Raw genomic sequence first — 14,695 nt, forward strand, 5'->3', positions numbered from 1 at the left:
CGCTCCTCTGTACGCCAACGCAGCGTGGCTTATGCCGCCTTGGCGTGTTTTTCGTACAGGAACGTCAACACCTGCTGGCGGTAATGGTGATAGGCCGCATCGTCCGCCAATGCCACGCGCGAACGAGGACGCGGCAGTTCCACCGACAGGATTTCACCGACGGTGGCCGCCGGACCGTTGGTCATCATCATCACCCGGTCGGACAACAGCACCGCTTCGTCAACGTCATGGGTAATCAGCACGATGGTGGTATGCAGTCGCTGTTGAATTTCCATCACCGCGTCCTGCAAATGCGCGCGGGTCAAGGCGTCCAGCGCGCCAAACGGTTCGTCCATCAGCAGCACTTTCGGCTTCATCGCCAGCGCGCGGGCAATACCGACACGCTGTTTCATGCCGCCGGAAATTTCGTTCGGCCGTTTATGCAACGCATGCCCCATGTGCACCAGTTCGAGGTTATGTTCGATCCAGTCACGCATTTCGCTTTTGTTCATCTGCTGGCGGAACACCTGATGCACCGCCAGCGCCACGTTTTCATAGGTAGTCAGCCACGGCAGCAGCGAATGGTTCTGAAACACCACGCCGCGCTCGGGACCGGGGCCGACGATCTGCTGGTTGTCGCACAGCAACACGCCGTCGCTCGGCAGCGTCAGGCCAGCGATCAGGTTGAGCAACGTCGATTTGCCGCAGCCGGAATGGCCAATCAGGCTGACGGTTTCCCCCGGCTGAATATCAAAACTCACCTGCTGCAACGCGATAAATTCACCCTGCGGGGTATTGAACCGCTGGCTGACGTTCTGCACCTGGATAATCGGTTTCATGGCGCACTCCTTAATGGTTTTGATAGCTAAAACGTTTGGCCAGCAGCATCAGTCCCTGCTCGAGCAATAGCCCGACCACGCCAATCACTACAATGGCGATGATGATGTTTTCCACGTTGAGGTTGTTCCACTCGTTCCAGATCCAAAAGCCGATGCCAACGCCGCCGGTCAGCATTTCTGCCGCCACAATCACCAGCCAGGCAATGCCGATCGACAGACGCACGCCGGTTAACACAAACGGCAGCACCGCCGGGAACAGGATCTTGCGCATCACCGTCCACTCCGACAGCTTCAGCACCCGCGCCACGTTAAGGTAATCTTGCGGAATGCGCGTCACACCTTCGGCGGTGTTGAGGATCATCGGCCAGATCGAACAGATGAAGATGGTCCAGGTCGACGCCGGTTCGGCACGCTGAAACAGCAGCAGGCCGATAGGCAGCCAGGCCAGCGGGCTAACCGGACGTAACAGGGAAATGATCGGATTCAGCATCTGCGCCAGAAACGCGAAGCGCCCCAGCAGAAAACCGGCGGGAATGCCAACCAATGCCGCCAGGCCAAAGCCGGTCGCCACCCGCTGCAACGAGGCCAGCACGTTCCAGCCGATACCCTGATCGTTTGGCCCGGCCGAATAAAACGGATCGGCAAACAGCGTCAGCGCCGCCTGCCAGGTGGCCAGCGGCGTTGGAAAGCCCTGGCTGTTGAGCGCGGCTATCTGCCACACCGCCAGCACCAGCACCATGCCCAACGCCGCTGGCACCACACGGCGAAACGCCTGCTGCCAGCGCAGGCTGCTGCGCGGTTTGCCGACCGGGGCCGAGGCAGGCAGCGCCACGGGCCTGGCCTCCTTCAGCGGGACAATCTGTGCGCTTACCGGCTGCGCGGGTTCAATTCGTTGTGCCAGATTCTTCATTGCCTACCTCTCAACGTTTAACAGCAAAACTGTTGGCATAGGCCGCCGGGTTGCTGCCGTCCCAGCGCTTGCCGTCGATCAGGGTGCTGGCGCGCATTTCGCTGGCCGGCAGATTGACGCCGCCAACGGCGGTTGCCGCCTGGCGATACACGTCGATACGGTTGATCTGCTTCGCCACCGCCAGATAGTCCGGTTCGGCGCTCAACAGCCCCCAGCGTTGCTGCTGGGTCAGGAACCACATGCCATCGGACAGATACGGGAAGCTGACTTCGCCATCGTGGAAAAAGCGCATGCCATGCGCGTCCTGCCAGCTGTTGCCCAGGCCGTTGTCATACTTGCCGAGCATGCGGCCGGTGATGATCTCGGGTCGGGTGTTGATATAGGCGCGCCCCGCCACCACCTGCGCGGTTTGCTGGCGGTTGGCGTCGGAACTGTCGATCCAGCGGGCGGCATCCAGCACCGCCGCGGTCAACGCCCTGGCGCTGTTCGGGTTGTCGCTGACCCAGGCAGCGCGGGTGCCCAGCACTTTTTCCGGATGATCCGGCCAAATCTGCTGTGTGGTGACCGCGGTGAAACCGATGTCTTCGGCAATCGCCCGCTGGTTCCACGGTTCGCCAACGCAGAAGCCGCTCATGTTGCCGATCTTCATGTTCATCACCATTTGCGGCGGCGGCACCACCACGTTGCGCACATCGTTGAACGGGTGAATGCCGGCGTTGGCCAGCCAGTAATACAGCCACATGGCGTGAGTGCCGGTCGGGAAGGTTTGCGCGAAGGTATAGGTGCCCTTGGCGCTGGCATCGAGGTGTTTTTTCAGCGTGGCCGCATCGGTAACGCCGGCCTGCTTGAACTGATTGGATAAGGTGATCGCCTGGCCGTTATTGTTGAGCGTCATCAGCACCGCCATATCATGCTGCGGCCCGGCAGCCCCCAGTTGCAGCCCATAAATCATGCCGTACAGCGCGTGCGCGGCGTCCAGCTCGCCGGACAGCAGCTTGTCGCGCACCGCTGCCCAACTGGCCTCTTTGCTCGGGATGATTTTGATGCCGTATTTTTCATCAAACTTGTTCACCGCCGCCATAACCACCGAGGCGCAATCGGTGAGCGGGATGAAGCCGACGCGGATCTCTTTTTTCTCCGGCGCGTCGGAACCCGCCGCCCAGGCTGTATTCATCAGGCCCGGCAGCAACATGCCGCCGCCCAGCGCTGCGCTGCCGACCAGAAAACGGCGGCGCGACAGTTTCATCCCGGAGTGTTTGGTGTGCGTCATCAGCAAATCCTTCACGCGTTGCGATAAAAAACAAAAAGGCGTCCCATCAGCACATTCCACCGTTGGGGTGAACGTACTGAAAGGACGCCTTTATCCAATCTACCTGCGGCCCGTTGGCCGTTGGGTATCGTTGTTGCTCACTGAACCGCCATTGGCCCAGAGACAATCTGAGTAATGCAGCTTGCGTGCCAGATTTGCAACTGGCGGACTGGTGCGGGTTTTCTCTGCCTCGGCGCGGCTCTGCGGCCAGCGCGTGCACAATCCGGAGGCATTAGCTGCACTGGCGGTGTGCATATACTCCCTAGGGAGTAAGGCTATTTTCCCGGCAGGATATCCGCTACCGCCAGCATGGCGCGGGCTATATCGATCAGCCGTTTGTTCTGATCCATCGCCATTTTGCGCAGCAGCTGGTGCGCGCCGTCTTCCGTCATGCCGCGATGCTGAATCAGCAGCCCCTTGGCGCGTTCGATTTCGCCACGCTCCTGCAAGGTGGCGCGGGTTGCCGCCAATTCTTGCGACAGCGCCTGCAGTCGCTGGGATTGCTGGCGGATCATCTCGACCATCGAGCGTCCCAGGCGCGGATTGATGCCGTCGCTGAGCATCGGTTCGCCCTGCGAGGCGGCGATAAACACCGTGTAGCCGTCAGCCTGCGGTTGCAACCGGCTTTGCAGCCCGCCAGCGTCTTGCGTCAGCGCGTCGCTGGCAGCGCTCAGCGCGGCGCGACAACCGGTCATCAGCGCCTCTTCCAGCCGATCCTCAATCTGCTTCATCAGATCGATACGCGCGGTGGTGATGTCGAACCAGCGCAGGCTGGTGTCGTTGCCATCGCCTGGCCGCGTCTGGGTGCAGGCAATGCGCCGCAGCCGTTCAAACTCCCGATCGTCCTGTTGCTGCATGCGCTGCCACTGGGCCAGCGACAACGGATCGGCAAATTCGCTAAAACTCTGAAAACAGCGTTCCTGACCGTCGATCAGCTGCAATAACTGCCGGTGTGCCTCGACGCTGAATTGCTGCGCGGCAAACCCGGCGGCGCCGATGGCGCGCTCCTGCCCCGCCAGCTCTTTGCCCTGCATAAAACTGAACATGGCGATCAACCGGCGCGCAATCGCCGGATCGACGCAGGCGTCGGCGGCTTCAAACACCAGCGCCAACAGGCTGCGGATAATCTCGTTGAAGGTATGCATGGCATCCGGCTGGGCCAACTGCTGCAACTGGATCTGACGGCGCAGCGTCGGCAGCGTGGTGAGGTTATGCAGCGCGCAGGCGATGCTGCTGAACAGCCGGCTGGCACCGGCCAAAGATGCGGCGTTGGCGTCCAGTTGCGCCAGTTGGCGCTGCACCGCCAATTCGGCCTGTTCGACGTCGCGGGTGCGTGCCGGCAACCGTTCGCCAAACAGCCCGCCGTGGGAACACAGATAGATATTTACCGTACCGCGCTCGCGTTGCAGCACGTGGATCAGTTGACTTATCCGTCCGACCAGTTGCCCCATTTGCAACAACTGTCGCAGCACGGTGATTTCACAGCGTTTCGAAGCCAGCAGAAAATCGCTGGCGCTGGGCGGAAAAGCAGGATTACGGCTCATGATGCAATTTCCGATTGGGGATAATACAGCGGATCCTGCAAAACCCGTGCCGTCGCAGCGCAGGCAACGCCAAAGGCCACCGTCGGGGGCAGTGGCAGCGTGCTACGGCTGCCGGTCGGCATCAGCGACCGGCAGCCCATCACTCACCGCACATTGCCGCCATCAACTTGACAGCAGAGCGCTGCCGAGGGAGTCCTGACGGTCCTTGACGCCTGGCAAAACAAAGAAATAGCCGCCGCCAATCGGCTTGACGTACTCTTCCAGCGCCTCGCCGTTGAGGCGTTTTTGCACCGTCAAAAAACCCTTTTCCAAATCCGCCTGATAGCACACAAACAGCAGCCCCATTTCCAACTGCCCGGCATTGGACACCCCGAGCGAATAGCTATAGCCACGACGCAACATCAGGTTGCTCTGGCTTGCCGGCGTGCGCGGGTTGGCCAGTCGAATATGCGCATCCATCGGGATGATCTCGCCGTGCGGGTCGTTGGCGTAATCGGGTTCGTCATGCTCGTGTTGCATGCCCAGCGGCGCACCGCTGTGCTTGTCGCGGCCAAAGATGGTCTGTTGTTCCTGCAACGGCGTACGGTCCCAAAACTCGACGTGGAAGCGGATAATACGCGCCGCCTGGTAACTGCCACCCACTGCCCAGGCGGGTTCTCCAGCGTCGTCGCCCACCCACACCACTTTGTCCATCAATGGCGTGTCGCTGGTTTTGGGATTGGCGGTGCCGTCCTTGAAGCCCAGCAGATTGATCGGCGTTTCCTTGCCTTTGCTGCACGCCGCATGGGTGGAAATAAAGCCCTCGCGCTTCCAGCGTACGCTGAGCAGATCCGGCGCATGCTTGATAATATCGCGCAACGCGTGGATCACCGTTTCATGGGTATTGGCGCAAATCTGCAACAGCAGATCGCCATGACACAGACTGGCATCGAGCGAATCGTTGGGGAAACGCGTCATGCGCTGCAAACGCAGCGGTTTTTGCGCCGCCAGCCCGAAACGCGCATCAAACAGCGAGGCGCCGACCGATACCGTAATGGTCAGGTTATCCGGGTAAATCTCCGGCCCCATGATGCCGGAATCCAGCGGCGGCAGCTTGGCGTCCACCTCCGGCGCCTTGCCGCCATGGGTCAGAAACGCAATGCGGTCGGTCAGCAACCGGAATAACCGCGCCAGATCCTGGCGGTTGGTGGCCAGCACGTCGAACGCCACCAGCATCATTGCCGCCTGCTGCGGCGTCACTACTCCGGCCTGATGCTGGCCGTAAAACGGCTGCGTTTGCCAGCGTTCATCCCGGGGTTCGACGCTGGCGGCAGCACGATCGGCGGCACGCGCCAGCGGGTTGCCCCCCAGCGCCAAGGCGCCGCTCACCATGCCCATCCCCAGCAGCAAACGGCGACGCGATGGCGACGCGGCCTCCTGCGGTTGCGAATGCGGCCCGTCCTGCGGGCCGACGATTTGCTTGCTCATCGCCCGTTGCCTCAATCCAGTCCCAACACGCCGCGCAACTGCGACAAATCTTCCGCCAGCGCGGTGATTGGTCCCTTCAACGCGTTGCGATCGGCATCGGTCAGTTTTTCATAAGAGGCGTAGCCGTCCCCGATTTTGTATTTCGCCAGCACGCCGTCGACGGTTTTGAAGTTGGCGTCAATTTTGGCCAGCAGCGCTCCATTGGCCTTGATCAGCAATGGGCGCAACAGGTTGACTATCTTCTGCGCGCCATCGACATTGGCCTGGAAATCCCACAGATCGGTGCGGCTGTAACGGTCCTCTTCGCCACTGATTTTACTGGCGGCCACTTCCTCGATCAGACCCGCTGCGCCGCCCACCACCTTGCTCGGTGGGAACGTCAGACCGGTAATGCGTTTTTGCAGTTCGACGGTGTCTCGGTACAGGCGATCGGCGTAATCGTTCATGCCGTTGGTGGTGTTATCGGCGAACAGCGCCTTTTCCAAACGGTGGAAGCCGGTGAAGTTGGGATCTTCGGCCTTTTTCTCGTAATCGTCTTCACGGGCGTCGATACTGCCGTCCAGATCGGAGAACAGTTCGGCGATCGGTTCGATACGCTCATAATGCTGCCGCGTCGGCGCATACAGCGTGCGCGCTTCTGCCAGATTGCCGGCCTTGACCGCATCGGTAAACCGTTTGGTCTGTTTGACCAGGCCATCGACCTCTTGGCTGACGTAGACCTTGTATTCGGCAATCGGCCCCACCAGATCCAGCACGCTCGGCTTGCCGTCACCGGCGGTGGCGGCCGCAGTCACCGTCAGTTTGCCCTTCGGATTGCTGAGCAGACCACAGGTCATGTCATACTCGCCGGGCTCGAGGTTGGCGGTCATTTTTTGCGTGAACCCCGGCGCAATATTTTCGCGCTCTTCCACCACCATCACGCCTTTGAGAATTTCCCATTCCAGGTTTTTCTGGCTGGCATTATGCACCACGAACTGGGTTTTGCCGGCCGACACGCTCAGTTGCATCGGCTCGCACTGCTTGTCGTTAACGCTAATCTTCACCTGCGGCACATCGGCCGCCGAGGCACCGACGCTGAACGCCAACGCCGGTGCGGCCAGTAATGCGGCATGTAATGCCTTACGGCGGAATTGAGTCGTCATGCAAGATTCCCTGTTAAAGTTAATGGTTGATTTTACGTTGTGCCGCCACCGTGGCCGCGGCCGCACGCGGCGGCAGCAAAAAGCACACCAGTGCCGGGATCAGGTAGAGGAAATACACCGCCACTTCGCTGACCGACGGCGCTTCCTGATAGCCGAACATGCCCTCAAGCAGCGTGCCAAACAGCGAATGGGTGGAAAGCGTGGCGCTGAGATCGAATGCCACGGCCTGAAAGTGGTTCCACAGTCCCGCTTCGTGGAAGGCGCGGATCGCACCGGCCGCCAGACCGGCGGCGACAAACAGAATCAACAGGCTGGTCCATTTGAAGAATTTCGCCAGGTGCAGCTTGACCCCGCCCCAGTAAATCATCATGCCCAGCGCCATGGCGCAGACCAGGCCGAGTACCGCGCCGATCGGCGCGCCGATGCCCACATCCTGCTGGAACGCCGCCAGCAGGAAGAACACCGACTCCAGCCCTTCGCGCGCCACCGCAAAGAACACCATGGCAATCAATGCCCAACTCTGTCCCCTGCCAGACGCCAGCGCGTTGTCGATAGCCCCTTCCAGATGCACTTTCACCGAGCGGGATACCTTGCGCATCCAAAACACCATATAGGTCAGGATCAGCACCGCCACCACTGCCACCAGCCCCTCAAACAGCTCCTGCTGTTTCTGCGGGAATTCGCCGGTGGTTTCATTGATGAAGATCCCCAGCGCCAGGCACAGCGCGGCAGCGGCGATCACCCCAACCCACATGGCACCAAGCCATTGCCCGCGCTGGGTGCGCTTGAGGTAGCTGGCGATCAGACTGACGATCAGCGCGGCCTCAAGGCCCTCACGGAACATGATAAGAAAGGGTACAAACATAGGTTAACAACCTCTGAGATGACGACGATCGTCGATTGGCCGGCGAGAAATTCGGCGGTCGTTAATGTAAAGAAAAGTAAACCAGAACGATAGTGATTATCATTCTCTCAAGCAGAAATACAAGTGTGCGAAGGGTGATTTTTTCTTATCAAATTGTCGCCAGTTGTAACCATCGTGGATGAACCACCTTGCGCCAGGCTGACGCAGTCCATGCGGGTCACCGCCTGGAACCTGGCGATCGCCGGCGGCGGCATCATTGGCGATGTACTGTTGGATCGCCTTGGCGTCGGCGCGTTTTCGCCCGCATTGCTGGTGCTGCTGACGCGGGTATGGACCCGTGGTCAACACGCCTTTCCTGCCGTTCGCCGCTGAGCGCAACGGCGTTGCATCCCTAACCGTGGGCCAAAACGAAAAACGGCTCCATCAAGGAGCCGTTTCAATTTCGAGTAGAGCGCAGCTTAAACGGTTTTGAACTCCGCTTCCGCCTGGTCGAAACGTTCGGTGATGGTGGCGGACGGCTTACGCCCCATCAGGCTAACCAGCACGATAGCGATGCTGGCGAACAGGAAGCCAGGAATGATTTCGTACAGATCCAGCCAGGCATACTGCTTCCAGACCAGCACCGTCACCGCGCCCACCAGCATACCGGCCAACGCGCCGTTGCGCGTCATGCGCGACCACATCACCGAAATCAGCACCACTGGACCGAATGCCGCGCCAAAACCGGCCCAGGCGTAGCTCACCAGACCCAGTACACGGTTGTCCGGGTTGGCCGCCAGCGCGATGGCGATCAACGCCACCACCAGCACCATCAGACGCCCGACCCACACCAGCTCACGCTGGCTGGCCCCCTTGCGCAGGAAAGCCTTGTACAGGTCTTCGGTAATCGCGCTGGAACACACCAGCAGCTGGCAGCTCAGGGTACTCATTACCGCAGCCAGAATGGCCGACAGTAGAATACCGGCCACCCACGGGTTGAACAGCAGTCTCGCCAGTTCAATGAACACCCGCTCACCGTTCTGCGACACGTTGCCGGCCTGATCCGGGTTGTTGGCAAAATAGGCAATGCCGAAGAAACCGACCGCCACGGTACCAACCAGACACAGGATCATCCAGGCCATACTGATGCGACGGGCGCTGCGAATGGTACGGTGCGAATCCGCCGCCATAAAGCGCGCCAGAATGTGCGGCTGACCGAAATAGCCCAGCCCCCAGCCCAGCAGCGACAGGATGGCTACCAGATTCAGCCCCTTGAACATGTCGATATTGGCCGGGTTCTTGGCCTCGATCACCATCATGGAGGTGTCAATGCCGCCCACCGCCAGGATCACAAACACCGGCGTCAGGATCAGCGCAAAGATCATCAGGCTGGCCTGTACGGTATCGGTCCAGCTAACCGCCAGGAAACCACCGATAAAGGTATACAGAATGGTGGCTGCGGCGCCGGCCCACAGCGCCGTTTCATAACTCATGCCGAAGGTGCTTTCAAACAGGCGCGCGCCGGCCACAATGCCGGAAGCACAGTAGATGGTGAAGAACACCAGAATAACGATGGCGGAAATCACCCGCAGCAGTTTGCTGTTGTCTTCAAAACGGCTGGTGAAGTAATCCGGTAGCGTCAAGGCATTGTTGTTGGCTTCGGTGTGTACCCGCAGGCGCCCCGCCACCAGTTTCCAGTTCAGATAGGCGCCTATGGTCAGACCGATGGCGATCCAGCTTTCGGAAATGCCAGACAGGAAAATCGCCCCGGGCAGTCCCATCAGCAACCAGCCGCTCATGTCGGAGGCGCCGGCAGACAACGCGGTCACCACGCTGCCCAGACTGCGGCCACCGAGGATATAGTCGTCAAAGTTATTGGTTGCCCGGTAGGCAAGCAGGCCGATCAGTACCATCCCGAATATGTACACCAGGAAGGTCACCAGCATAGGTGTGCTCATTGTCATAAACTCTCCACTCATTATTATTCGCTCTACGCTTTTTGCGCAGAATCGCGATGTATCATCATTTGCCCAACCGCCGGAACGAGGCGGAATGCGCATGTGCTGCGGGTAAAATAGTTTCAGCCCGGGAATATGAAACCGTTGGCTATCCTAGTTGACCCTTTCCAAAATCAACAACACTTTTAACAACAAAGTTACACAAAGTTTACCCTGCGTCACATTTAACCGCCTTATGGGTTGCACTCGCATCCTGCCAAAACGGTAGCACCTCTGCTGTTAGCAGCTATATCACTACCGCTGACGGTTGTACTGGCTGGCGCCTGATTTATGCAGCAAGAATCGTGCCGTGCTGCGATGTTAAAAAATCGAGTTGACTCACATTTCCCTCACTGGCCTGATTTAACAAGGTTGCACAAAGTTGCAACATGCAGGATATTGTCAGCATTCAAGACACACACAACACATCTCACGAACCTATCCCAACAGGCTAAGCTGGCCCGGTAATTGAATAGCCTGATGGGATAGGTTCTAAACACACAGGAGTTGGATTGGCATGGGCACTACCACAATGGGCGTGAAACTTGACGAGGCAACACGCGATCGCATTAAAAGCGCGGCACAGCGTATCGATCGCACGCCTCACTGGCTGATCAAGCAAGCCATTTTTAATTATCTTGAACGCCTTGAGAGCGGCTCCGATATTCCCGAAATTCCAGCACTGACTGTCGCCAACCAAAGTGACGCGGACGACATTATGCCGCAACCGCAGGAAGAGTCACACCAGCCGTTCCTTGATTTTGCAGAACAAATTCTGCCGCAGTCGGTCAACCGCGCGGCGATTACCGCCGCCTATCGACGCCCGGAGAGCGAAGTGGTGCCGATGTTACTCGAACAGGCGCGTTTACCCGCCGATCTTGCACAGGCCACGCATAAGATGGCCTATGGCATCGCCGAGAAGCTGCGCAACCAAAAGAGTGCACACGGGCGCGCCGGTATGGTGCAAGGCCTGCTGCAAGAGTTCTCGCTGTCGTCGCAGGAAGGCGTGGCGTTGATGTGTCTGGCGGAAGCGTTGTTGCGTATTCCCGACAAGCCGACCCGCGACGCGCTGATCCGTGACAAAATCAGCAACGGTAACTGGCATTCGCACCTGGGTCGCAGCCCTTCGCTGTTCGTTAACGCTGCCACCTGGGGCCTGCTGTTCACCGGCAAGCTGGTTTCCACGCATAACGAAGCCAATCTGTCACGCTCGCTGAATCGCATTATCGGCAAGAGCGGCGAACCGCTGATCCGCAAAGGCGTGGATATGGCGATGCGCCTGATGGGCGAGCAGTTCGTTACCGGCGAAACCATCGCCGAAGCGCTGGCCAACGCGCGCAAGCTGGAAGACAAGGGTTTCCGCTACTCTTACGACATGCTGGGAGAGGCCGCGCTGACCGAAGCCGACGCGCAGGCCTACCTGGTGTCCTATCAGCAGGCCATTCACGCTATCGGCAAAGCCTCCAACGGCCGTGGCATCTATGAAGGCCCCGGCATTTCCATCAAGCTGTCCGCGCTGCACCCACGTTACAGCCGCGCGCAGTACGATCGGGTGATGGAAGAGCTTTATCCTCGCCTGCTGTCACTGACGCTGCAAGCGCGCCAATATGACATCGGCATCAATATTGACGCCGAAGAAGCGGATCGTCTGGAAATCTCGCTCGATCTGCTGGAAAAACTGTGCTTCGAACCGCAGCTGGCCGGCTGGAACGGCATCGGTTTCGTGATCCAGGCCTATCAGAAGCGTTGTCCGTTCGCCATTGACGCGGTCATCGATATGGCGCAGCGCAGCCGTCGCCGCCTGATGATCCGTCTGGTGAAAGGCGCCTACTGGGACAGCGAAATCAAACGTGCGCAGGTTGACGGGCTGGAAGGCTATCCGGTGTACACCCGCAAAGTGTACACCGACGTCTCGTATCTGGCCTGCGCGCGCAAACTGCTGTCGGTGCCAAACCTGATTTACCCGCAGTTCGCCACTCACAACGCCCACACCCTGAGCGCCATCTACCATATGGCGGGCAATAACTATTACCCGGGACAATACGAGTTCCAGTGCCTGCACGGCATGGGCGAGCCGCTGTACGAACAGGTGGTGGGTAAAGTGGCAGACGGTAAACTGAACCGCCCATGCCGCATTTACGCTCCGGTCGGCACCCACGAAACGCTGCTGGCCTATCTGGTGCGCCGCCTGCTGGAAAACGGCGCCAATACCTCGTTCGTCAACCGCATCGCCGACGCCACGCTGCCGCTGGATGAACTGGTGGCCGACCCGGTGCTGGCGGTCGAAGCGCTGGCGGCAACCGAAGGCCAGCTTGGCCTGCCGCATCCGCGTATTCCGCTGCCGCGCGAGCTGTACGGTGACAAGCGCGTCAACTCCAGCGGTTTGGATCTGTCAAACGAGCAGCGTCTGGCGTCGCTTTCCAGCGCCCTGCTCACCAGCGCGGTGCAACAGTGGCGCGCCGAACCGATCATTGATGCCGAGCTGGATCAGGGCGTCGAACAGCCGGTGATCAACCCGGCCGAGCCGAGCGACATCGTCGGTTATGTGCGCGAAACCACCGAAGACGAAGTCAGCCGTGCCCTGGACGCCGCCGCTGCCGCCGGGCCTATCTGGTTCGCGACCCCGCCGGAACAGCGCGCTGCGGTGCTGGAACGCGCAGCCGAACTGATGGAAAGTCAGTTGCAAAGCCTGCTGGGCATACTGGTGCGCGAAGCCGGCAAAACCTTTAATAACGCCATTGCCGAAGTGCGCGAAGCGGTTGACTTCCTGCATTACTATGCCGGCCAGGTGCGCGACGACTTTGCCAACGACAGCCATCGCCCGCTCGGCCCGGTAGTGTGCATCAGCCCATGGAACTTCCCACTGGCGATTTTCACCGGTCAGATTGCCGCTGCGCTGGCAGCCGGTAACAGCGTGCTGGCGAAACCGGCGGAACAGACTCCGCTGGTCGCCGCTCAGGCGGTGCGTATTCTGCTGGAAGCCGGCATTCCGCAAGGGGTGCTGCAATTGCTGCCCGGTCAGGGCGAATCGGTTGGCGCACGGCTGGTCAACGATGCGCGGGTGCGTGGCGTAATGTTCACCGGCTCGACCGACGTGGCAGGCATTCTGCAACGCAGTATCGCCGGTCGCCTGGATCCGCAGGGTCGCCCAACGCCGCTGATCGCCGAAACCGGTGGTCTGAACGCCATGATCGTCGACTCGTCGGCGCTGACCGAGCAGGTAGTGACCGACGTGGTGGCGTCGGCCTTTGACAGCGCCGGCCAGCGCTGCTCCGCGCTGCGTATCCTGTGCATTCAGGAAGACGTGGCGGAACACACCCTGCAAATGCTGCGTGGCGCAATGGCCGAATGCCGCATGGGCAACCCGGAGCGTCTGTCGACCGACATTGGCCCGGTGATCGATGCCGATGCCAAAACCGGCATTGAACGTCATATTCAGGCAATGCGTGCCAAGGGTCGCAAGGTGTATCAGGCTGCACAAAGCAACGCGCAGGACGAAAAGGAGTGGCCACGCGGCACCTTTATCAAACCAACGCTGATCGAACTGGAGAGCTTCGACGAGCTGCAAAAAGAGATCTTTGGCCCGGTGCTGCACGTGGTGCGCTTCCAGCGCGCCAACCTGGAAGCGCTGGTCGATCAGATCAACGCCGCCGGCTATGGCCTGACGTTGGGTATCCACACCCGTATCGACGAAACCATTGCGCGGGTTACCGAACGGGCCAAAGTGGGTAACCTGTACGTGAACCGCAATATGGTCGGTGCGGTGGTCGGCGTGCAGCCGTTCGGTGGCGAAGGCCTGTCCGGCACCGGACCCAAGGCCGGCGGTCCGCTGTATCTCTACCGCCTGCTGGCACACCGTCCAGAGGATGCGGTTCAGCGTACGCTGAACCGTCAGGACGCCGAACGCCCGCTGGAGGCCACCGCGCGCCCGGCGTTGCTGATGCCGCATCAGGCGCTGGAAAAATGGGCCACGGCGGAAAACCTGCGCGATCTGGCAACGCTGGCGCAACGCTATGCCGAGCTTGGCCAGGGCGGTACGGTACGTCCGCTGCCAGGCCCGACCGGCGAGCGCAATACCTACGCCCTGCTGCCGCGTGAACGCGTGCTGTGCCTGGCCGACAATGAAGCCGATGCGCTGACGCAGTTGGCAGCAGTGCTGGCGGTAGGCAGCCAGGCGCTGTGGGTCGATACCGAACTGCAACGCACGCTGTATCGCCGCCTGCCGGCCGACGTCCAGGCATGTATCCGCTTTAGCAAGGACTGGCAGAACGACAAGCTGGAGTTTGACGCGGCCATCTATCACGGAGACGCCGATCAGTTGCGCACCCTGTGTGAACAAATTGCCCAGCGCGGCGGTGCCATTGTCTCGGTGCAGGGCTTCGCGCACGGCGAAACCAATATCCTGCTGGAACGTCTGCTGGTCGAACGCTCGTTGAGCGTCAATACCGCCGCTGCCGGTGGCAACGCCAGCCTGATGTCAATCGGCTAACCTGCGTTTGCAGCCCAGGCTGCGATGATGGCGCATTAAACCCCATGCCGCCCGGTTAATCCCGGGCGGCATTTTTATTGGCAACGCTGGTAATGTTCGGTGTGACGCCATGGCGCGGCAGCGCGAGCGATGGTCTGACAACCTCACGGGCCGTTAACGTCGATAGGCGCGTGTG

At 60.1% G+C, this 14,695-nt stretch carries 10 protein-coding genes; 2 read left to right on the top strand and 8 right to left on the bottom strand.

Annotation, left to right across the window (positions count from 1 at the left end; all coding sequences use genetic code 11):
• Positions 1-29: 29 nt before the first annotated feature.
• From AC2AXP_RS09120 to efeU, 7 genes are all read right to left on the bottom strand, one after another.
• The gene (locus tag AC2AXP_RS09120; RefSeq protein ID WP_004961607.1) at positions 30-818 is read right to left on the bottom strand and encodes an ABC transporter ATP-binding protein; all 789 of its coding nucleotides are present in this window, start codon (positions 816-818) and stop codon (positions 30-32) included.
• Positions 819-828: 10 nt separating this feature from the next.
• A complete protein-coding gene (ntrB, locus tag AC2AXP_RS09125; RefSeq protein ID WP_004961604.1) occupies positions 829-1,728 on the bottom strand; it encodes a nitrate ABC transporter permease in 900 nt (299 codons plus the stop codon).
• Positions 1,729-1,738: 10 nt separating this feature from the next.
• Positions 1,739-2,998, bottom strand: a complete 1,260-nt coding sequence (locus AC2AXP_RS09130) for a CmpA/NrtA family ABC transporter substrate-binding protein (RefSeq protein ID WP_039991985.1) — start codon at positions 2,996-2,998, stop codon at positions 1,739-1,741.
• A gap of 314 nt (positions 2,999-3,312) precedes the next feature.
• Positions 3,313-4,581 (bottom strand): nitrate- and nitrite sensing domain-containing protein, encoded by a 1,269-nt coding sequence (locus tag AC2AXP_RS09135; protein ID WP_484381578.1) that lies wholly within the window; start codon positions 4,579-4,581, stop codon positions 3,313-3,315.
• A 162-nt stretch (positions 4,582-4,743) separates the two neighbouring features.
• A complete protein-coding gene (gene efeB / locus AC2AXP_RS09140) occupies positions 4,744-6,048 on the bottom strand; it encodes an iron uptake transporter deferrochelatase/peroxidase subunit (RefSeq protein ID WP_484381579.1) in 1,305 nt (434 codons plus the stop codon).
• A gap of 11 nt (positions 6,049-6,059) precedes the next feature.
• Positions 6,060-7,190 (bottom strand): iron uptake system protein EfeO, encoded by a 1,131-nt coding sequence (efeO, locus tag AC2AXP_RS09145; protein WP_004961587.1) that lies wholly within the window; start codon positions 7,188-7,190, stop codon positions 6,060-6,062.
• Between the two features lie 19 nt (positions 7,191-7,209).
• Positions 7,210-8,055 (bottom strand): iron uptake transporter permease EfeU, encoded by an 846-nt coding sequence (gene efeU / locus AC2AXP_RS09150; protein ID WP_004961582.1) that lies wholly within the window; start codon positions 8,053-8,055, stop codon positions 7,210-7,212.
• Positions 8,056-8,229: 174 nt separating this feature from the next.
• Here efeU and AC2AXP_RS09155 point away from each other — a divergent pair, with 174 nt between their 5' ends.
• Positions 8,230-8,427: a hypothetical protein gene (locus AC2AXP_RS09155; protein ID WP_420542993.1), complete on the top strand. Its 198-nt coding sequence runs from the start codon at positions 8,230-8,232 to the stop codon at positions 8,425-8,427.
• Between the two features lie 86 nt (positions 8,428-8,513).
• Here AC2AXP_RS09155 and putP read toward each other — a convergent pair whose 3' ends face one another.
• Positions 8,514-9,998 (bottom strand): sodium/proline symporter PutP, encoded by a 1,485-nt coding sequence (gene putP, locus AC2AXP_RS09160; RefSeq protein ID WP_198772917.1) that lies wholly within the window; start codon positions 9,996-9,998, stop codon positions 8,514-8,516.
• 550 nt (positions 9,999-10,548) lie between these two features.
• Here putP and putA point away from each other — a divergent pair.
• Entirely contained in the window at positions 10,549-14,520 is a 3,972-nt protein-coding gene (putA, locus tag AC2AXP_RS09165; RefSeq protein ID WP_198772918.1) for a trifunctional transcriptional regulator/proline dehydrogenase/L-glutamate gamma-semialdehyde dehydrogenase, read from the top strand.
• Positions 14,521-14,695: the final 175 nt, after the last annotated feature.

It is taken from the genome of Serratia sp. Sp408 (assembly GCF_057180665.1).

Coding starts and splice junctions, on each gene's coding strand:
- efeB (WP_484381579.1), bottom strand. CDS start 6,048: ATGAGCAAGCAAATCGTCGGCCCGCAGGACGGGCCGCATTCGCAACCG.
- putA (WP_198772918.1), top strand. CDS start 10,549: ATGGGCACTACCACAATGGGCGTGAAACTTGACGAGGCAACACGCGAT.
- putP (WP_198772917.1), bottom strand. CDS start 9,998: ATGACAATGAGCACACCTATGCTGGTGACCTTCCTGGTGTACATATTC.
- ntrB (WP_004961604.1), bottom strand. CDS start 1,728: ATGAAGAATCTGGCACAACGAATTGAACCCGCGCAGCCGGTAAGCGCA.
- efeU (WP_004961582.1), bottom strand. CDS start 8,055: ATGTTTGTACCCTTTCTTATCATGTTCCGTGAGGGCCTTGAGGCCGCG.
- AC2AXP_RS09130 (WP_039991985.1), bottom strand. CDS start 2,998: ATGACGCACACCAAACACTCCGGGATGAAACTGTCGCGCCGCCGTTTT.
- AC2AXP_RS09120 (WP_004961607.1), bottom strand. CDS start 818: ATGAAACCGATTATCCAGGTGCAGAACGTCAGCCAGCGGTTCAATACC.
- AC2AXP_RS09135 (WP_484381578.1), bottom strand. CDS start 4,581: ATGAGCCGTAATCCTGCTTTTCCGCCCAGCGCCAGCGATTTTCTGCTG.
- efeO (WP_004961587.1), bottom strand. CDS start 7,190: ATGACGACTCAATTCCGCCGTAAGGCATTACATGCCGCATTACTGGCC.